The organism is Enterococcus sp. B2E4, from assembly GCF_030499455.1.
In the GTDB taxonomy this organism is placed as follows: domain Bacteria; phylum Bacillota; class Bacilli; order Lactobacillales; family Enterococcaceae; genus Enterococcus_D; species Enterococcus_D casseliflavus.
The window spans coordinates 15,447-34,324 of record NZ_JAUKPK010000012.1 but is presented as its reverse complement, the minus strand read 5'-3'; the positions used below and the strand labels follow the sequence as shown (position 1 = coordinate 34,324).

Below are 18,878 nucleotides of genomic sequence, written 5' to 3'. Positions count from 1 at the left end.
TCCTCTAAATAAAATTCAACGGCTCTTGGTCAATCGACACGTACAATCCTTTGCGCTGATCGATTTGACTTTGATCCAACAGACGGGTCAACAAAGCAGGTAGCTGCGGTTCATTTTTGTATTTAATGATCAATTGGTAGTAATAACGGTTTTTCACCCGCAAAATCGCACTGGGTGCCGGTCCCAACAAAATACTCTGCGGTGACAGCTCCTGCTGCAGATCCCGCGCGATCGCAAACATCTTCTGAGCTGCGACTTGCTCTTCGGGATGACTGCAGGTGATTTTGACGGTGAAATAATACGGTGGATAGCCGCTTTGGTGCCGCATCCACATCTCTTTTTGATAGAAATCTTCGTAGTCTTGCGACTGCGCCAATTGGATAGCGTAGTGCTCAGGGTTGAATGTTTGAATCACCACTTCGCCGGTTTTTTCTGCTCGACCAGCCCGACCACTGACCTGAGTCAACAGCTGGAATGTCCGTTCACTCGAACGAAAATCTGGCAAATTCAAGGCGGTATCGGCATTCAAGACCCCTACCAGTGTGATATCAGGGAAATCCAAGCCTTTGGCGATCATTTGAGTCCCTAACAAAATATCCGCTTTTTTCTCCCCAAACAAGGTCAAGATTTTTTCATGGGCGCCTTTTTTGCGGGTGGTATCGACATCCATCCGTAAGACCCGCGCTTCGGGAAACAGTTCTTTCAACTCTTCTTCCACTTTTTGCGTGCCCGTTCCGTAATACCGAATCTTGTCTGCATTGCAGTTGGGGCAACGATGGGGGATGTGTTCTTCATGTCCGCAATAATGACAGCGCATCGTTTTGGTATCCATATGCAGCGTCAAGGAGATGTCGCAATTTGGGCAAGGCAAAACATACCCACAATCGCGGCACATCACGAAGGAAGAGTAGCCGCGCCGATTCAGCAGCAAGACGATCTGTTCTTTGCGGGCCAAGCGGTCTGTGATTTTTTCCTGTAACGGACGAGAAAAGGTTTGATACTTTTTGTTGGCAAATTCGGTACGCATATCCACGACTTCGATCTGCGGTAATTGCGCACTGGTTTTTGCCCGTTGATTCAATTTCAATAAGCGGTAGACTTCTTTTTGCGCCCGGGCACGAGATTCCAATGACGGCGTCGCACTGCCTAACACCACTGGACAGTGATGGTACTGGCTGCGCCAAATCGCTAAATCTCTCGCATGGTAACGAGGGGCTTCATCTTGCTTGTAGGAGGCTTCGTGCTCCTCATCGACGATGATGACCCCGATGTTTTTCAACGGAGCAAAAATCGCCGAGCGGGCGCCAACCACCACCTGCGCCTCCCCACGTTCGATCTTACGCCATTCATCGTATTTTTCACCTTGGGACAAGCCGCTGTGTAAAACAGCCACTGCGTCGCCGAGACGGCTTTTAAAGCGTTCGACCATTTGCGGGGTCAACGCGATCTCTGGCACGAGCATGATCGCGGTTTTGCCTTGTTTCAGCAATTGGGCGATCGCTTGCAGATAGACTTCTGTTTTTCCACTGCCGGTGATTCCTTCCAGTAAAAAAGTCTGTGCCTCTTGGTTATCCGCACAAGCAGTGATTTGCGCTACTGCAGCTGCCTGTTCTTCATTTAATTCAAGCGGGACCGTTTTTTGAAATTGACGGTCTTTGTAAGGATCACGGTAGGCTTCAACTTCCGTAAAGGTCAGCCAACCAGCTTCTTGCGCTTGATTCAAAGCCGCGGTGGAAATCCCTTGTTCGGTAAAAAAGGAAACCGGCAAGCGGACTTCCTCTGTCAAAATCTGTAAGATTTCCAGCTTGCGTTTGGCCCCTTTGCGCAGCTGTTGCTGGACGGCGGGGATTTCTGCTGGATCAATCTTGCGTTCAATATAACGGGTCATTTTCGCTTTGTTTTTATTTTTCACGAGATACTGCAATTCAACTACTGCGGCTTCCCGCAAAGGCTTCAACTGCGGCAACAGCCCTGCACTTTCGGCGTCTTGCCAGCTGAGGATGCCGTTTTCGGGAAAATATTCTTTGATGGGATGATTTCCTTCCAGCAAAACGATCTGCTTTTGGTACTCGGCTTTCATCACACTAGGCAGCATCGTCTGCAAGCAAGTGATCTTAAAGGCAAAGGTCGTTTCCTTCATGTAGTCGGCTAATTGGAGAAGTTCTTCATTGACGACAGGCGACAAATCCAACAAACGAACGATTGGTTTTAAGGTCTGCTGCGGTTCGGCAACTTCTGAAAGGCCGACGACGAACCCTTGAATATGGCGGTCGCCCTTGCCAAATGGCACTTCGACCCGCATCCCTGTCTCAATGGCGGCTTGTAATTCTGATGGGATCAGATAGGTAAAAGGCTGATCGGTCTGCATCGTGGGAACATCCACGATCACTTCTGCTATGTACGCCATTTCTTCTCCTCCTTTTAGGTTCTATTTTACTAAATGGGTGGGGGTTTGTCTGTACCCCTTACAAAAATTTAACCATCATCATTCAAAAGAAAAAGCCAGAACACAGGCGTGCTCTAGCTTGCTTTTGTCTATAGCTTTTGTTCGTCGCGGATACGCGCTTCTAATTCTTTTTGTTCTTGGTCTTTTTGCGCTTTGCGCTCTTCTTGTTCCATTTTCAAGCGGGCACGCTTGATTTCTGGATGCGGATCATTAACGACTAATTCCGCTTCGATTTCTTCAAGTGCTTGACCCACGCTTTTCACTGAATCAAAGTTTTCTAGTGTTGCTTGCGCACCGGCATCAAGTTCATGCGCCCGTTTGCTTGCTAAGATCACTAATGAATATTTTGAATTGACACGATCCAACAAAGAATCGATTGAAGGTTTTAACATCATATTTCTTACAGCTCCTCTAACATTTTGATATAGGTTCCAATCACTCGGTCAACGCGAAAATGTTCACTCGAAATAATTTCGCGAATTCGTTGGACTGCCTTAGGTACTTCATCATTGACAACGGCATAATCATACAAAGCCATCATTTCGATTTCTTCACGGGCGACACGCATCCGTTCATCGATCACTTCGGCAGAGTCGGTTCCTCTTCCTGTAATACGAGAGCGTAATTCTGCCAGATCAGGTGGCGTCAGAAAAATAAACACACCATCGGGAACTTTGTCTTTTACTTGTTTTGCCCCTTGCACTTCGATCTCTAAAAACACATCTTTTCCTTGATCCAGTGTCTGTTGGACATAAGATAATGGGGTTCCATAATAATTGCCGACATATTCGGCGTATTCCAGCATTTCACCGGCTTCGATCAAGGCTTCAAATTCTTCACGCGTGCGGAAATAGTAATCGACCCCTTCCACTTCCCCCTCGCGTTTTTGACGAGTGGTCATTGAAACGGAATATTGAAAATCGTTGTCGTCACTCTCAAAAATTGCTTTGCGCACGGTCCCTTTCCCTACTCCGGAAGGTCCTGATAAAACTATAAGTAATCCTCGCTCTGACATAATGACGTCCTTTCACTGACATTTGCTTAACGTCTATTTTGCACTTTTTTTCAGCAACTTTCAAGAACTACTTTATTATAATGGGAATTTCATGAAATTGCTAGTCTACACTTCGGCTGCTTTCTTAAAAGCCCATGTTGCTTAAGGTATTGATGACCCCTGCTAATTCGTCTTTGGCGGTGATCGCTTTTTCGGTAGGATCCGTCACTTCTTGGCAATCGATACGCACGATGTACCGCCGATTTAAAGAAACAGCTACGCCATCAACTAGTAGATGAAGAAAATCCGGCTCGATGGCTACGCAGGCATCTTCCCATGCAGAGAAATTCTCTTTGTCAGAGGGTATACTGCGTTTGATGACATTTTTTCCGCTCAGTTCGTGAAAGGTGATATCGTAATATTTCATTGGTTCATTCCTCCTACTCGATGTTTTGAACTTGTTCTCTGATTTTTTCAATGATCGTCTTCATTTGGACGACACTGTTTTTGATTTGGATCGGACTTGATTTTGAGCCAATCGTATTGACTTCCCGGTTCATCTCTTGGATCAAGAAATCCAGCTCTCGACCTATTGGTGTCTCAGCTGCCAGCAGCTCCGTCATCGTCGTTAAATGGATACTTAAACGATCCAGTTCTTCGTGGATATCGCCGCGTTCCAATAAAATCGCCAACTCTGTCAGTAAACGATCGCGCTCGACTTCTTCCCCTAAATAGGCAGTCAGTTTCTTTTCAAAGCGCTCTTGGTAGTCCGCCTCATAGAGGCCCACGAATTGTTTGAGTTCTGTCAACTTTTCCTGCAGCTGTCGCTGGTTTTCTTGCAAGATCTGCAGAATACCTTGCCCTTCCACCCAGCGGCTTTGATCGATCGCTGCCAGCGCTTGATCTAATGCTTCCATCACGCCATCGGCCAAGGTGCTTTCTTCTGGCTCTTGATCAGAGATCGTTAGAAAGGCCTCATGGAGCAGGAATTGTTCTAGCAATGCTGCTTTTGGCAGCTCTGCTAGGTCAAAACGGTCTTTGGCTTCGGTATCGATCTCCTGCATGAAACGTTCCAGCAAGTCCCATTGGATCTCGATCTGTTTCGTATTTGCGGTTTTTTCTTTTAAAGTCACATACAATTCGATTCGTCCTCGCTGGAGGGTCTGCTTGATCGACTGCCGTAAAGCACCTTCTAGAGGATTCAATTGTTTGGGCATTCGCAGCTGCAGGTCCAAAAAGCGCTGATTGACACTTTTGATCTCAATTTCGATCTGCACATCTGGCGTTTCTGCACTGCCTTTGCCAAAACCAGTCATACTTTTCATTTGATCACTCCTCACCGTTTTGCTTTCTTACATGGAAAGCAGGGCTTTTTTAAGTTCTGCAAATTCTTCATTGGATAAGGTCACGCCTTTGCCCATCTTCTCGTGCTCTGGGCCCCAATCTCTCAGATCAAATTTTGGCGGGCGCCCATTCCAGCTCACCAAATTCAATTCTTTGCGCCAGCCTCTTTGATTTTCCGAAAGCACGGCGATCTCTTCAACGATTTCATACGAAAATTTATCCATTTTCTGCTCCTTTCAAAAGATAGTGACTATACGCTGCCATTAAAGCAGTCAGTGGGTAACGCCGACGAATCTGCTGAAGGGCGGGCAGATTCAATTGCTGCGTCCGATAAAAAAAGAAAAAGCGGTTTTGCTCGGACAAGACAAAAAAACGGTCGCGATAATAGCTCAGCCACTCGGTGATCGACCAGGCATCGGCTTCTTCCACTGCCTTTAGAGCAATTTTTTCAGCTAAAGCCGTTAGAATCGTTTCCTGCTCATAAATCACTGTAGGCGCTAGATACAATACTTTCGCGGTACACTCTATCAGTATACGCCCCCACTGCTCAAATGGCACATCCTGTTGATAGAATTTACGCATTTTTTTCCAAAATTCTTTTTTCTTTAGTTCCTGATAAAGCAGCGGGTCTGTCTGGCGCAGCTCTTTCAAAAAGCCCCGCCATAACGGCTGAAAATCAACCGTCCTTTCAAAGGTATACCAATGGCCTTGGTATTTGCCGAACACTTTCAAGGTTTCCAAATAGCCTAAGGTCATATTATCCAGCGAACGCTGGGCATCAAAAACCAAAAAGCTGCCTAAGGACCAAGGAGACCCCAACGAAAGCTGCGCAGTTTCTTCCGTCACAACCGTCCTTTTATTGATGCCAGGTCCTTGGACATCCACGGTGATACATTCCGTTGCCCCTTGCTGGACAGCGACATCGATGGGCAGGTTGTTGCGATAGCCGCCATCGATGTAATAGGCGTCGTTAATTTTTTGCGCCTGCATCGCTGGATAAAATGAAGCGGATGCCAACAACCAATGCAGATTTTCCTCTACTGCGGATGGATCAAAGGCATAAACCGTCTCCTTGAAATCGGGCAGACGAGTCGTACAGATCAGCAAACGACAAGCAGTTTGGCTGAATTTTTCTTGATCAAAGGTCTTTTGCAAAAGCTTTGCCAAGGGTTCGGTACTGGCACCGTTGCTTTTGACCGCTTCACGGACCAGCGAATTGGCTTGATTCATCAAATCTCGCAGTGTTTGGGCACGTACCGAAGCAAGCGGATAGTGCAATACTTGCTCGTTAGAGATATTTGCCCATAAATCGACGGCCGCTTCCACATCGTTCATTAAAATCAAGGCGCCATTCAAGGCACCGACGGAAGTTCCCGTGATCCATTCAAAGGTGATGCCCCGTTCTTGCAGCGCTTGCCAAACACCGATTTGATACGCCCCGTGAGCACCGCCACCGCCTAAAACCAGCGCCGTCTGATAAGCTAGCGCTTTTTGATACCCTTGAGGGACCACCTGATACCCTTGCTGGATAAACCACTCAGCCAAGGGGGTTCGATGAGGAAGCTGCCACAAGACAGCTGCTACAAAACGACTGCGAGCAAAGCTTTCTGTCACGGCTAGCAGTTGTTTCCAAGTAAAATCGGCGGCCGCTTCCACCAGCAGATTGGTGATAGTCAGTGTCTTTTGGTCAAAATCAAACTGCCCAGCAAGGTAAAGACGTCCGTAACGGCTGTCGATCTGCCAGCCCTGCTGCGCTATATCGGCTAGAAAGGCTCGTCGCGCTTTTGAATGCGACTCAAAAAAGGAAAAGACGAGTCGGCTTTCTTGAAACCCTGCCCTTTGTGCAAGAAAATCGATCGAAGTCAGTTTTTTCACTTTCATCAAGACGCCTCCTCAAGCAAAAAAGAATAGACGAATGACACGCCAGCTGCCGTACCACTCGAGCTATTCTTTTGATTAAAATGTTCGTTGTGCCATGTTGAATGCCGCCAGCATCTCATCCGTTGCTTCGTCGACAGGCGTTACAGATTCCAGATCACCTTGGATCACACGACGGGTGACACCGCCCATTTCCCCACAAGTGATCAGCGTGATCATCTTGCGGCCTTCTACTTCGTCAAGCAAATAGACATCGGTCGGATCGACCCGCACAGAAGAAGTCGCGGTATACGTGTAAATATTTTCCAGATCGGTCACATAGATAGCCGCCCCGATGGCGACATCATCCAATGGTGTAAACAAAAGCTCTGGCGATTGAGCGCGATGGCTAGCTAACGCGTAATTGCCTTCCCCCATTTTTTGGGTGGGACTTAACGTACCAGCACCATACAGCAAGGCCTCGTTGGCCAAGCCTTTAAAAATCGGCAGATTGATCCCCACACTAGGAACCGCCACGCCGCCGATCACTGGCAAGGCTTTGTTGCTCAGCTGCGCCCGTAAGACTGCTTCTGAACTTGCCGGCTCCACGGCATCAAAATCAAAGGTCGCTTCCGCTTCCATATTTTTTTCCACATCACTGCGATCAATGGTGCCGACTGCGTAAGCTTCACCTGTTTGTTTAATAAAATAATTTTTGATTTGATTATTAAAAATCAATGCTAAACCAATCAATAACAGCAAAAGCAAAAAGAGATTGCTCAGCCAATTCGAAAGTCTGCGTTTCTTTTTTCTCATGGGTTTTCGTCTCCATTAGTTTCTTCTTTTATCATACCAAAATCCTCATAAAGACGCCAATTTTGGCTAGTTTTTTTACGAAAAGACAAGATTTCCCTTTTTTTGTCGAAAAAGGGAACTTAAAAATTGTTTTTTCTGTTATTTTGTAATATAACTTTAAACGAAAAGATACAAGCAATTTTCAGCGCTTTGTTGTAGAATGAACTTAGTATATAGGAGGGATCGATCGGCATGTCTAACACGATTTACGTACATATTGATACAACCAGCAATGCCGTCTTGACCCGCGGGCTTGCCCCCCAAGATTTTAACAAGAGCATCGTCCATCAGCCCAAGAATTTGCTCTTGCTTGATCCTTCCAGTGATTTCGGCGAATTCGACGGTCATACGGGCTTAAAAGTGATACGCGGAATGGAAGACGTCCAGCTGTTTTTTCAGCAGATCAATAAAGGTCGTGTTGCCGAAGAAATGAAGTGGATCGATTTTAATGATTACGAGATGGTCAAAGAATTGACGCCTTTAGAGATCTCCGAGTTGTTATATTTTGGTCACATGAAGACACACCTCCACTCCCCTTTCTTTTACAAACTGCAAAATAACTTTGTTTTCTTTGACTTAAAAGATGCACGTTCCCGCGTTTATTATCGCTATTTAGATGAATATTATCGGATCTTGGCGGATCGGATCACCCGCATCGTCTTAGAAAAAATCAATGATCGCCTCTCCTTTTTTAAAAAAGCAACGCCGGTGGAAAAGCTCGATTTTAATTTACTGAAAGAATTGCGGGGAATCATGCAAGAAGGCATCGTCTTTTGTCTGACACAAGAACAATTGATCGACAGAACCTATACGATCCCGATCTATCTGTCAGAAGATGCTGGCTTAAAAAACACGCTGGTCAATCAAAAAGAGCTGGATCAAATCGCTGTTTTACGCTATTCAGCCAGCAAAAAAAGCTGGTCGTTGGAAATCGACCAAGAAGATCTAGCGTTTGGCTTTATCGACAAAAAAATGTCTTGATGCTTCTCTTTCTCAAAGAGCATCAAGACATTTTTTGATGGTTCCATTTCTAAAACTAAGCTTTCGGGACAAATAATTTCGGGGCTGCCTTGACTAAGAGACCTAGGACGACCCCTACATAAACGATATTGATAATGACCGATGATCCATTAAAGATCAAGGAATACAGATACGGACTTTGTCCTGGCGGTGCGTACATTCCCCAGACAAAGACCCCAGCCCAATAATGCCAAAACCAACGGCTGGTCACCGCCACGATGCCCCCTAAGACGACATACCACGTAACGGTTTTGCTGTTTTGACGGATCGCTTGCTGGATTTTATTAGCAAACAAGCCGCCCATCCCGCCAAAAGCAAAGGCAAAGGGGTATTCAAAAATGATCTGTGGAACGGTGATAAAGTTACGCATGGCGCTACCAATCAAAATATTCAGCAAGCCCCACATAAATCCAGCCGTCATTCCCGGCAGCACTCCGCGACGATACGAATACAAGACCAAGGGCACGAGACCTAGAGACAAGTCGATACTGGAATTGGCTGTCTGGATCGGGATATACGACAAGACGACCCCAATTGCAGCGATCATCGTTCCTTCCGTCCAGACCTGCAGCGACATTTTTCGTTTCAAAAAAAACTCCTCCTTTAGAATCATCACAATTCACAAAGGAGAAGTGTTGGACACTTCAACTCGTCACAATTCCTACGTTCGCATGATCGAAACAGGTACGAAGGGTTTAGAGTACTCTCATTCTCAGCCTTTGCAGACTCCCCTTTGTGATTAGATTCTATTTTATTTTTTGCTTGCATTTCGCAAGTCACTTTCAAGAATACCATAAATTGGTGAAAAGAAACATGACTGCGATCGTTTTTTCTAAAAACATCCTGAAACTCCTCAGAAAAAAACAGCCAATGAGCGGCTAAAGACCGACCATTGGCTGTTGTTCTCATGCTTATGAGACACGATTAAATTGATAATTTTGATTCAAACAGTGGACTGACTGGTTTGTTCTCATGGATTCGTTTGATCGCTTCGCCCATCAAGGCACCGACACTGATCTCATCGATTTTTTTCGACTTGCGGTCTTCTGGCAAGTGAATCGAATCTGTCACAACTAGATGCTCAATGGCAGAATCTTCGATCCGTTCCAAGGCGGGTCCTGACAAGACAGGGTGGGTACATGAGGCGTAAACACTTTTAGCACCTGCTTGTTTCAACGCATTCGCAGCCAATGTGATGGTACCAGCAGTATCGATCATATCGTCGATCAAGACACAAGTTTTGCCTTCAACATGACCAATGATATTCATGACTTCTGCTACGTTGGCTTTCGGACGACGTTTGTCGATGATCGCGATTGGTGACTTAAGAAACTCAGCTAATTTACGGGCACGAGTCACGCCCCCGTGGTCTGGTGAAACGACGACGACGTCATCGCCTTGAATGCCTCTTTCCAAGAAGTAGTTGGCGATCAATGGTGCACCCATCAAGTGGTCAACTGGGATATCAAAGAACCCTTGAATCTGTGAGGCATGCAAATCCAGTGTAACCATGCGGTTCGCACCGGCTTTTTCGATCATGTTTGCTACAAGTTTTGCGGTGATTGGTTCTCTTGATCGCGCTTTGCGGTCTTGTCTTGCATAACCATAATAAGGCATTACTACATTGATCGTCTTCGCACTGGCGCGCTTCAAAGCATCGATCATGATCAGCAATTCCATTAAGTTATCGTTTACAGGGCTGCTGGTTGATTGAATCACGTAGACGTGGGCACCACGAATACTTTCTTCAATATTCACTTGGATTTCACCATCGCTAAATTGTTTGACTGAACACTTACCTAATTCAACACCTACTGCAGCTGCGATTTTTTCCGCCAAAGGACGATTTGAGTTCAGAGAAAAAATCTTCAATCTTGGATCAAAATAATGATTTGACATGAGAACCTCCACTTTCTTTGCGTTCATCTAGAAAAAAATGACTCCTTTTACTAGAATCTTCTTCCTAATAAATAGTAGTCATTTTTCCTTAAGAAATCAAGTCATTTCGCTATTTCTAATTTAGATAAGGCAACTTTTTCGCGTAATCCGCTTTATTTTCCTGACGGGCGCGGGCAATCGCCATACTGTGTTTAGGAATATCTTTGGTGATCGTTGAGCCAGCAGCGATCATCGTTTCCTCTTCGATGGTCAATGGCGCAACTAGATTGGAGCCAGAGCCGATAAAGCAATTGTCGCCGACAGTCGTTTTGAATTTGCTCTTGCCGTCATAATTAACAAAGACTACGCCGCAACCGACATTGATGTTTTTGCCTAAGGTCGCATCGCCAACATAAGACAAGTGTCCGACTTTGGTGCCTTCACCAATCGTCGCATTTTTGACCTCCACAAAGTTCCCGATATGGGCATGGGCCAAAATTTCCGCATGGGGACGAAGATGGGCATTGGGACCGACATCGGCGCCATCATGAATGATGCTCTCCTCGATCGTCGATGCCTTGATCGTCACTTGGTTGCCGATCTTGCTGTCTTCTATTTCAGAAGCTGCCGTAATGACACAGTCTTCTCCGATCGTCGTCTTCCCTTTGATGGTGACACCGGCTTCGATCAGGGTATCTGAGCCGATCACAACACCTTCGTCGATATAAGTCGTCGCCGGATCGATCAAGGTCACGCCATTTTGCATGTGCTGACGATTGATCCGCTGACGCATCAAGCGATTGGCTTCGGCTAAGGCGATGCGGTCATTGACTCCTAATGATTCATGAAAATCTTCGGTTTGATAAGCAGCGATGATTTTGCCGTCTTCCTTTAAGATCTCGATGATATCAGTCAAGTAGTACTCCCCTTGGGCATTGTCCGTATCTAATTTTGCCAAGGCGTCAAATAACAATTCATTATCGAAGCAATACGTCCCTGTATTGATTTCTTGGATCAGCGCTTCTTCGATCGACGCATCTTTTTGCTCAACGATTTTCTCCACGATACCGACACGATCCCGCACGATTCGGCCATAGCCTGTTGGGTCTGCCGCTTGCGCCGTTAAGATCGTCGCCGACGCATTTTTCCCTTGGTGGTAATCGAACAAGTTATTCAAGGTTTCCGTCGTCAATAACGGTGTATCCCCACTGATCACTAAGGTCGTCCCTTTTTTGCCTTTTAAAAATGATTCGGCTTGAACGACAGCATGGCCAGTACCCAATTGTTCGGCTTGTAAGGCATAGTTGGTGCGATCCCCCAGTTGCTCTTTGACCATTTCTGCCCCGTGACCGACGATCGTCACGATCTCTTCAGGATTTGTTTCCACCACTCGATTCATGATGTGCTCCACCATTGGTTTGCCACAAACAGGATGTAACACTTTATATAACTTCGATTTCATGCGCGTGCCTTTTCCAGCCGCTAAAATTATTGCAAAACGTGCGTCCACGTATTCCACTCCTATCAATCTGAACGATTTTTGTTCATTGAATTTCCTATAAACAGTTTAGCCCAAGTACTTGTAAATTTCAACGATTTAAGGAATCCCCACCTAGACCAATCAAAAAAAAGACTGGCGGCCGCCGTTTAAAAAACAGCTGCTTGCGCCAGTCTAAGAGCCACAAAAAATCAGGCTTTTTTCTCAAAGTAATTTCCCGGTACTACCGAGATCGTTTTGGTCTGGGTATCGACATCTTCAACATACAGCAGAGAACTGTAATCGCTGATGGCCCGCTTGCCTTTGAATTTCGTTTCGGCAAAAACCGTAATACCGACTAATTCGGCTTCAAATTCTTCAATCAAGCTCTTCATCCCATTGACCGTGCCGCCGCCTTTCATAAAGTCATCGACCACCAATACTCTAGAGCCGCGCTTTAAGCTGCGCTTGGATAATTCCATTTTTTCGATGCGCTCTGAAGAACCAGAGACATAATTGACACTCACGGTCGAGCCTTCAGTGATCTTGGAATCACGACGCACGATCACGAAGGGAACATTCAAGTAGTAAGAGACTGCTTGAGCGATCGGCACTCCTTTAGTAGCAACGGTCATCACCGCATCGATTTGTTCGCCTAAATATTTGGAAGCGATGATGCGGCCGACTTGGCGCAGCAATTCCGGTTCGCCTAATAAGTCAGATAGATAAACATAGCCGCCAGGCAACAAACGGTCTTGCTCAGACAAGCGTTCTGCCAGCCCTTCGACGTACGCATACGCTTCTTCTTCAGAAATTTCAGGCACAAAAAAAACACCGCCAGCAGCGCCTGGCACGGTATCAAGAATGCCTGTTCCTCGTTCTTTAAAGGTCTTTTTGATAATAGATAAATCTTCGCTAATCGATGATTTTGCAGAGGCATATCGTTTAGAAAAGAAGGACAATGAAATCAATTCATGGGGATGATTCAACAAGTAATGTGTCATATCGATCAGTCGTTCACTTCGACGTATTTTCACACCGGACAACTCCTTTAGTTTATTCGCCTTATTATAAGACTTTTTCGGGATAAATGCGAGCATTATCTAAAATATTGCTTATATTGTTCGGTTTTGATTAGAGTTTAAAAAAAAGAAACGAAAATTCTTCGTTTCTTTTTCATAAAGCCCTTTATTTTAGGCGTTGTTTTCGTTGGACGAGGATCACGATGCGTTTGATCAAATTGATCACTAAGAAAAGAGCGATAAAAACCAGCGTGATCGTCGCTCCCGGTGGTGTGTCCAAATAAAAGGAACTGGTCAAACCAGACATCATCCCAATCATGCCGATCACGACACTGATCAAAATCACGGCATTGAAGCTCTTGCCTAAACGCATACTGATGGCAGCTGGTAAAACCATGATCGCAGAGATCAACAATGCACCCGCAATCGGGATCATCATGGCGATTGCCACCCCCGTCAAGACATTAAAGAGCATCGACATCACTCGCACAGGCAAGCCATCGACATGGGCGGTATCTTCATCAAAGGTCAAAATGTACATGGGCCGTTTGAATAAGAAGAATAAAGCAAAAACGACTAAAAACAAAAAGCCTAAGATCCAGACTTGTTCTTGTGTGATCGTAACGATCGACCCAAACAAATACGATTGGATACTCGTTGCGGAGTTCCCCCCGCTAAGGTTCATCAAGACGAGGGCTAACGCTAAGCCGCCAGACATCAAAATGGCGATCGAGATCTCTGAATAACTGCGGTACAGTGTTCGCAAGTATTCCAAAATGATTGCGGCAATGACTACGATCAATAGCGTCGTCAAACTCGGATTTAGATTTAGAAAGAAGCCCAGTGCCACCCCTGCTAAAGAGACATGGGACAGCGTATCAGCCATCAATGACTGTCGCCGAATCACTAGAAAGACCCCCAGCATCGGTGCGATACCAGCAATAAAAATCGCCGCAAGAAAAGCTCTTCTCATGAATTCATATGAAAGCAACGCCATGGTGAATCCTCCTTCCGCACTAAACGGATCTGACGGTCCGCGTATTCTTTGATATCTTCGTGATCATGGGTGATCATCAAAATCGACTTGCCGTGGTCATGAGCATTGTGCCGTAGCAGTTCATAAAACAGATTGCGGGATTGCTCATCCATCCCCGTAGTCGGTTCATCTAAAATAAATAAATCAGGGTCCGTGGCAAAGACCCGTGCCAAGCTGATCCGTTGCTTTTGGCCCCCGGACAACTCGCCGATCCGTTTATGACGCACGTCCCACATCCCGACGGCATCTAATGCACGGCGGACATGTTCATGGTCTCGTTTCGTCAAGCGCTTGAACCAGCGATCTCTTGGGTAGCGGCCCGATTGGACCAATTCCAAAACGGTGCTGGGGAACCCGACGTTAAAGGAAGCAATCTGCTGAGGAATGTAGCCGATGCTTAATTTTTCACCAGCAGCATTTTTGGTCGCCAAGGTGACTACTCCTTTAGAAGGTTTCAACAAACCAAGGGTTGCTTTGATCAAAGTAGATTTTGCCGCCCCATTTTCGCCAGTCAAAATCACGAATTCGCCGTCTTCGACAAAGTAGGAAATGTCTTCCAAGACGGGCTCATCATCATAATAAAAGGTCAAATCTTTTACATCGATATAACGCACGCAGGCGCCTCCTTAGTGAATACTTTTTTGTAATGCTGCCAAATTGTCTTCCATTACAGACAGGTATGTTTCGCCGTTATCCATCTGCTCTTGCGTCAAGCTTTCTAATGGATTCAAGACCGCCAGCTCCACTCCTGTTTCAGACGCTAAGGTCTCAGCCACCTTCGATGACGCGTTTTCTTCAAAATAGATAACTTTGACTTGTTTTTCTTCTACATATTCTTTCAGCTCAGCCAACCGACTTGGCGTTGGTTCTTGATCGGGTGAAATGCCCGAAATCGATTCTTCGACTAAATCATACTGCCGTGCCAAATAGCCAAAGGCTGCGTGCTGCGTAACGAAGGTTCGTTGGGTCGCATCCTTTAACGCCGCTTGGTAGGCTTCATCTAAAGCAGAAAGCTTTTCGATATAGGCAGCTGCATTTTCCGTGAAAGTTGCCTTTTGCTCAGGAAACTTCGCAATCAAGTCATCGCGGATCGTTTCTACTTCTTGGATCGCTAAGACTGGGTCGGTCCAAACATGAGGATCGTACGTATGATCATGGCCTTCATGGCTGTCTTCGCTTTCGTGATCATGCGCGTCATGATCTTCCTCCTCTGTGCCTTCCACCAACTGAATGTTTTTGGCCGCTTCGATCACGGCTGTTTGCTCAGGATCGACGGAATCCGTCAAACTAGCGACCCAAGTTTCTAGCTCAGGACTATTGTAGACAAAGGCATCTGCATCCATGATTTTGGTCATATCTTTGGCACTTGGCTCATAGTCATGGGGTTCGGTTCCTGCAGGGATCAACAAGGAGACCTCTGCTGCGTCGCCTACGACTTCTTTCGTAAATTCGTACATTGGATAAAACGTCGTGACGATCGACAGCTTCTCGGTGTCACTCGATTGGCTTGTCGCTTCTTGCTGCCCACAAGCGCCAAGAAGCACGCCCCCTAAAAGGAGTGCTGTAGTAAGTAAGATTTTTTTCATCGGGATTTCCCCTTCCATTTGCTGGCTCTTCTTTTTATTTTAAAACGGAACAACTCCGTTTTGTTAGCAAAAGTTACTCTATCAAATGATTTCCGGTTCGTCAAGACAAATCGTACGTTTTACGATTTAAAACTTTTATTTCGAGATAAATCGGAAAACATAGGAGAAAACGTTCATTTGAAGCGGATTCTTCTCTCAGGAACTTAGCCATATTTTACACCATTCGCCATGCGCCCCTGCTGTACCAGTTTGAAAAATTAGAGCGTATGTAGGATAATAACCTAAAAGCACTTGGAGGAAACGAAGATGAACGAATTTGTAACTGTGCCGCCAACTGTAAACAACAGCGACTTGTTGACTCGAATCGTCTTACCAGAAGATCCTGCATCGCAGCAAACCGAAGAAATCCGCAAAACGATCGACAAACCATTGTACGAAGAAGACAAAAAGAAAAAATCCGCAAAGAAGCAGCACCAAAAAGAATAGCCTTTGCTTTACGTAAAGAATCAGACCCCGACGCCTTATTTTCGTCGGGGACTTTTGTGTAGGGCAGCTTCTAGATGCTTCCTTCCCCACTTCAGCTGCCTTTTTCTTTACTATTGAACTAGAAGGCATACAAAAAAACACAGGCGAATTCAGCCTGTGTCCTTGACTCATTCATTTCAATGTACGTACAAGATAAACCTCATCGCAGAATCCTTTTAAGGCATTATAGACCCGCTGTGCCCGCGAATATTTTTGACAAAGAGCAAAGACAGTCGGTCCGCTGCCGGTCATCAAGGCAACATCTGCGCCGTATTTCATCATGCGATCTTTGATCTGTTGGACGATCGGATACTTCGGGATCGTGATGGCTTCTAGGCTATTGCCCATGGCAGCGATCATTGCTGGATAATCTTCGGCTAAGACGGCGGCCGACAATGCCGCGATATCTGGATGATGCAGTTGGTCTAGCTCAACTTCTTGAAAGATTTTCCCCGTTGAAACACTCAAACGAGGTTTAACCAAGATGACCCAACATTGCGGCATCGGCCGCAGCGGCGTCACCAGCTCCCCTTTTCCTGCAATGTGGGAAGTGGTCCCATACAGACAATAGGGAACATCGGTGCCGACTTCCATACCAATATCGATCAGCTCTGCCATGGAAAGGTCTAAATCCCAGAGGCGAACCATCCCCCGCAGCGCTGCCGCACAATCCGTACTGCCCCCACCTAACCCAGCTGCCACCGGGATATTCTTGGTGATGCGGATACGGATGCCTTTTTTTATGCCGTAGCGTTTTTTTAAGATACTGGCGGCTTGATAGACATTATTGCGTTTGTCGATCGGCAAAAAGGCTTTGTTGGTTTCTATAATGATCTTATCTTCTGCTATCTCTTCCATTATCAGACGGTCGGCTAGATCAACACTAGACATCACCATTTCCAACTCATGGTAGCCGTCTGTTCTTTTCTCTAACACATCGAGACCGAGGTTGATCTTAGCTGGCGCTTTTTCAATAATCTCCATCTTCATTCATCCAATCATCTGATAGTTATTTAGTTCTATCATAGCAGATTCTTATAAGATAGTTGAGTGATTTCTCTTGTTTTTATGATTGTTGCCATTTTGGTTGCCCTTTGGCTTGGTTCCTCGTAAAATAGAAGTACCAACTCAATAGATAAAAGAAAGCGGGGGAACCACATGGCAAATTTGATTCCAAGAGATTTCGCAGGCGGCGAAGAACTATTAGGCAAATTAATGAACAGTTTTTGGCAAGAACGGCAAATGAATACGGACATTAAAGAGTACGAAGACAAGTATCTCGTTCAAGCAGATTTACCCGGCATCAAGAAAGAAAACATCCGCGTCAGTTACGTCAACAACACGCTGACGATTTCAGCGGCTCAAACAGAGACCACGGAAACCGAGGAGGATTTCGGACATTATTTGCGCAAAGAACGCTCTAGCAGTGCCTATCAACGGACCTTCACCATCACAGACATTGATGACGAGTCCATTAAAGCAGTGTTTGAAGACGGCGTTTTGACCCTGACGTTACCAAAAGCCAGCTACAAAGATGCACCCGCAAAAAATATCCCGATCGAATAACCGAGATACCAAAAAGGCAGTCCCTTCAGAGAACGCTCTGGGGGAACTGCCTTTTCTTATTTGCGTGCTTGTCGTCGATACGCCTGTCTTGAGGTCTGTGGTTCTTCTTCAGAAATCTCTTTTTTGACGTACAATTTCAAACTGTATGGTTCATGGTATTTCACATCATTTTTGATAAAATCACCGCCAGTGATAAATAAGCCCACTGGCTCTAAGGGCTGTTTGCCTGTCCATTGGATCGTGCCGACTTTCGTCATCTCCGTGTAGCTAGTACCGATCTGCAATGCGTACTCATTTTCCCCTTGCTGTTTGACAAAATAGTAAGGATACAAGGTGTTTTTCGGGATCGTAAAGCCGTTGGATGACGGTTTGATCGCCAATTCTTCTTGAGCGATCAAGGTCTGCAAATGATTCGCCAATACCAGCTGATAGTCTTCTTCAAAATGGATCACCGCTTTTTCAGTCGTCAAACGATCAATGTCGGTGGTGCTGATGGTTTCTCCTTCAATATTGAAGACTTCGTCTGGTAAAACTTTGACAAAGGCCTGAGTGACATCGAACTTCATATTTTTGTTTAAGAAATAATAGAAGATATTCAGTACCCAGAAGTAGACTAAGACCAAAAAGCCGACCGTATAAAGGATCGCTTGAAAATAGTTTTGGTTCGCAAACATCCCGTAGACGATCCGCAAAATATACGCCGTTGGAATGATACTGAGGATGGTATAGGCACGGTTCAAGTATTTAGGACTGATATCGAGATAGCCCAAAAATTTATGGATGCCGTTGATTAAATCTAAAATAAGCGTCATTTTCTCACCTACTCATTTCCTTGATTCTCATCCATGATCCCTTGTGGATCTGGCGTGGTCTCTTCACTTGAAGAAGGTGTTTCCTGATTGTTTTTCGATGGTGCTGGTGAAACATTGGCATCGCTTGATGGCGTCGTTTCTGCAGGCACCGAAGAAGACGGAGTCGTTGCTGGTGTTGCTGGTTCACTGCTGGATGACGGTGTTGTCTGCTGATCATCGTTCGTCGGTTGTGAGTCCGTGCTAGCAGGTGTCTGATTTTGACTGTCTTCTGTCATCGAAGAGGGTGTGCTTTCACTTGGTACTTGTTCGGTCGTTTCTGTCGTTTCCGTCCCACGACTTGGTTGGCGGTAGCTGCCTGAATTCACCACGCCGGTGGCAGTGGCAATGATCGTTGATATCGTTAAAAGTGCAATTGGTTTTAAAATAGGCGGGACTTTTCGCATGATTCTCATCCTTTTCT

The 18,878-nt window shown here is 45.7% G+C and carries 21 protein-coding genes and 1 riboswitch; of the genes, 3 read left to right on the top strand and 18 right to left on the bottom strand.

All coding sequences use genetic code 11. The features are described from left to right. Window positions 1-4 precede the first annotated feature (4 nt). The 8 genes from priA to Q1X33_RS09400 form a co-directional block, all read right to left on the bottom strand. Window positions 5-2,407 (bottom strand): primosomal protein N', encoded by a 2,403-nt coding sequence (gene priA, locus Q1X33_RS09435; protein ID WP_005230312.1) that lies wholly within the window; start codon window positions 2,405-2,407, stop codon window positions 5-7. A gap of 128 nt (window positions 2,408-2,535) precedes the next feature. Beyond that, window positions 2,536-2,841 carry a DNA-directed RNA polymerase subunit omega gene (rpoZ, locus tag Q1X33_RS09430; protein ID WP_005232977.1) on the bottom strand — a complete coding sequence of 102 codons (306 nt, stop codon included), beginning with the start codon at window positions 2,839-2,841 and terminating at the stop codon, window positions 2,536-2,538. A gap of 5 nt (window positions 2,842-2,846) precedes the next feature. After that, a complete protein-coding gene (gene gmk, locus Q1X33_RS09425; RefSeq protein WP_005230308.1) occupies window positions 2,847-3,461 on the bottom strand; it encodes a guanylate kinase in 615 nt (204 codons plus the stop codon). Between the two features lie 124 nt (window positions 3,462-3,585). After that, entirely contained in the window at window positions 3,586-3,867 is a 282-nt protein-coding gene (locus tag Q1X33_RS09420; RefSeq protein ID WP_005230307.1) for a hypothetical protein, read from the bottom strand. 13 nt (window positions 3,868-3,880) lie between these two features. Then, complete coding sequence (locus Q1X33_RS09415; RefSeq protein WP_005230290.1) at window positions 3,881-4,765, bottom strand: YicC/YloC family endoribonuclease; 885 nt, start codon at window positions 4,763-4,765, stop codon at window positions 3,881-3,883. 27 nt (window positions 4,766-4,792) lie between these two features. Beyond that, window positions 4,793-5,008: a YdbC family protein gene (locus Q1X33_RS09410; protein WP_005230288.1), complete on the bottom strand. Its 216-nt coding sequence runs from the start codon at window positions 5,006-5,008 to the stop codon at window positions 4,793-4,795. After that, window positions 5,001-6,665, bottom strand: coding sequence for a patatin-like phospholipase family protein (locus tag Q1X33_RS09405; protein ID WP_005230285.1), 1,665 nt, complete (start codon window positions 6,663-6,665; stop codon window positions 5,001-5,003). The genes Q1X33_RS09410 and Q1X33_RS09405 overlap by 8 nt, the downstream gene beginning before the upstream one ends. Before the next feature lie 75 nt (window positions 6,666-6,740). Continuing rightward, complete coding sequence (locus tag Q1X33_RS09400) at window positions 6,741-7,457, bottom strand: class A sortase (protein ID WP_005230283.1); 717 nt, start codon at window positions 7,455-7,457, stop codon at window positions 6,741-6,743. Between the two features lie 231 nt (window positions 7,458-7,688). Between Q1X33_RS09400 and Q1X33_RS09395 the strand changes: the two genes are divergently transcribed. Then, entirely contained in the window at window positions 7,689-8,477 is a 789-nt protein-coding gene (locus Q1X33_RS09395; RefSeq protein ID WP_005230281.1) for a hypothetical protein, read from the top strand. A 55-nt stretch (window positions 8,478-8,532) separates the two neighbouring features. Here Q1X33_RS09395 and thiT read toward each other — a convergent pair whose 3' ends face one another. The 7 genes from thiT to Q1X33_RS09360 form a co-directional block, all read right to left on the bottom strand. Further along, complete coding sequence (gene thiT / locus Q1X33_RS09390; protein WP_005230280.1) at window positions 8,533-9,105, bottom strand: energy-coupled thiamine transporter ThiT; 573 nt, start codon at window positions 9,103-9,105, stop codon at window positions 8,533-8,535. 52 nt (window positions 9,106-9,157) lie between these two features. After that, window positions 9,158-9,259: riboswitch (TPP riboswitch) on the bottom strand. 181 nt (window positions 9,260-9,440) lie between these two features. Continuing rightward, window positions 9,441-10,415: a ribose-phosphate diphosphokinase gene (locus tag Q1X33_RS09385; protein WP_005230276.1), complete on the bottom strand. Its 975-nt coding sequence runs from the start codon at window positions 10,413-10,415 to the stop codon at window positions 9,441-9,443. 115 nt (window positions 10,416-10,530) lie between these two features. After that, window positions 10,531-11,904, bottom strand: a complete 1,374-nt coding sequence (gene glmU, locus Q1X33_RS09380) for a bifunctional UDP-N-acetylglucosamine diphosphorylase/glucosamine-1-phosphate N-acetyltransferase GlmU (protein ID WP_005230274.1) — start codon at window positions 11,902-11,904, stop codon at window positions 10,531-10,533. Between the two features lie 179 nt (window positions 11,905-12,083). Continuing rightward, window positions 12,084-12,908, bottom strand: a complete 825-nt coding sequence (gene purR / locus Q1X33_RS09375; RefSeq protein WP_005230273.1) for a pur operon repressor — start codon at window positions 12,906-12,908, stop codon at window positions 12,084-12,086. Window positions 12,909-13,059: 151 nt separating this feature from the next. Then, window positions 13,060-13,890, bottom strand: a complete 831-nt coding sequence (locus Q1X33_RS09370) for a metal ABC transporter permease (protein ID WP_005230272.1) — start codon at window positions 13,888-13,890, stop codon at window positions 13,060-13,062. Further along, the gene (locus tag Q1X33_RS09365; RefSeq protein ID WP_005230271.1) at window positions 13,863-14,543 is read right to left on the bottom strand and encodes a metal ABC transporter ATP-binding protein; all 681 of its coding nucleotides are present in this window, start codon (window positions 14,541-14,543) and stop codon (window positions 13,863-13,865) included. The genes Q1X33_RS09370 and Q1X33_RS09365 overlap by 28 nt, the downstream gene beginning before the upstream one ends. Window positions 14,544-14,555: 12 nt before the next feature. Beyond that, on the bottom strand, window positions 14,556-15,515 hold the full coding sequence (locus Q1X33_RS09360; RefSeq protein ID WP_034696266.1) for a metal ABC transporter substrate-binding protein: 960 nt from the start codon (window positions 15,513-15,515) through the stop codon (window positions 14,556-14,558). A 306-nt stretch (window positions 15,516-15,821) separates the two neighbouring features. Here Q1X33_RS09360 and Q1X33_RS09355 point away from each other — a divergent pair, with 306 nt between their 5' ends. After that, window positions 15,822-16,001 carry a hypothetical protein gene (locus Q1X33_RS09355; protein ID WP_005230269.1) on the top strand — a complete coding sequence of 60 codons (180 nt, stop codon included), beginning with the start codon at window positions 15,822-15,824 and terminating at the stop codon, window positions 15,999-16,001. A 171-nt stretch (window positions 16,002-16,172) separates the two neighbouring features. Here Q1X33_RS09355 and ispE read toward each other — a convergent pair whose 3' ends face one another. Then, a complete protein-coding gene (ispE, locus tag Q1X33_RS09350; RefSeq protein ID WP_005230268.1) occupies window positions 16,173-17,024 on the bottom strand; it encodes a 4-(cytidine 5'-diphospho)-2-C-methyl-D-erythritol kinase in 852 nt (283 codons plus the stop codon). A 174-nt stretch (window positions 17,025-17,198) separates the two neighbouring features. Between ispE and Q1X33_RS09345 the strand changes: the two genes are divergently transcribed. Next, window positions 17,199-17,606, top strand: coding sequence for an Hsp20/alpha crystallin family protein (locus Q1X33_RS09345; RefSeq protein WP_005230267.1), 408 nt, complete (start codon window positions 17,199-17,201; stop codon window positions 17,604-17,606). A 56-nt stretch (window positions 17,607-17,662) separates the two neighbouring features. Here the strand turns inward: Q1X33_RS09345 and Q1X33_RS09340 are convergent, their stop codons facing one another. Together Q1X33_RS09340 and Q1X33_RS09335 are read right to left on the bottom strand one after the other, a co-directional pair. Beyond that, window positions 17,663-18,418 (bottom strand): DUF6681 family protein, encoded by a 756-nt coding sequence (locus Q1X33_RS09340; protein WP_005230266.1) that lies wholly within the window; start codon window positions 18,416-18,418, stop codon window positions 17,663-17,665. An 8-nt stretch (window positions 18,419-18,426) separates the two neighbouring features. Next, window positions 18,427-18,861, bottom strand: a complete 435-nt coding sequence (locus Q1X33_RS09335; protein WP_301969640.1) for a hypothetical protein — start codon at window positions 18,859-18,861, stop codon at window positions 18,427-18,429. Window positions 18,862-18,878 lie beyond the last annotated feature (17 nt).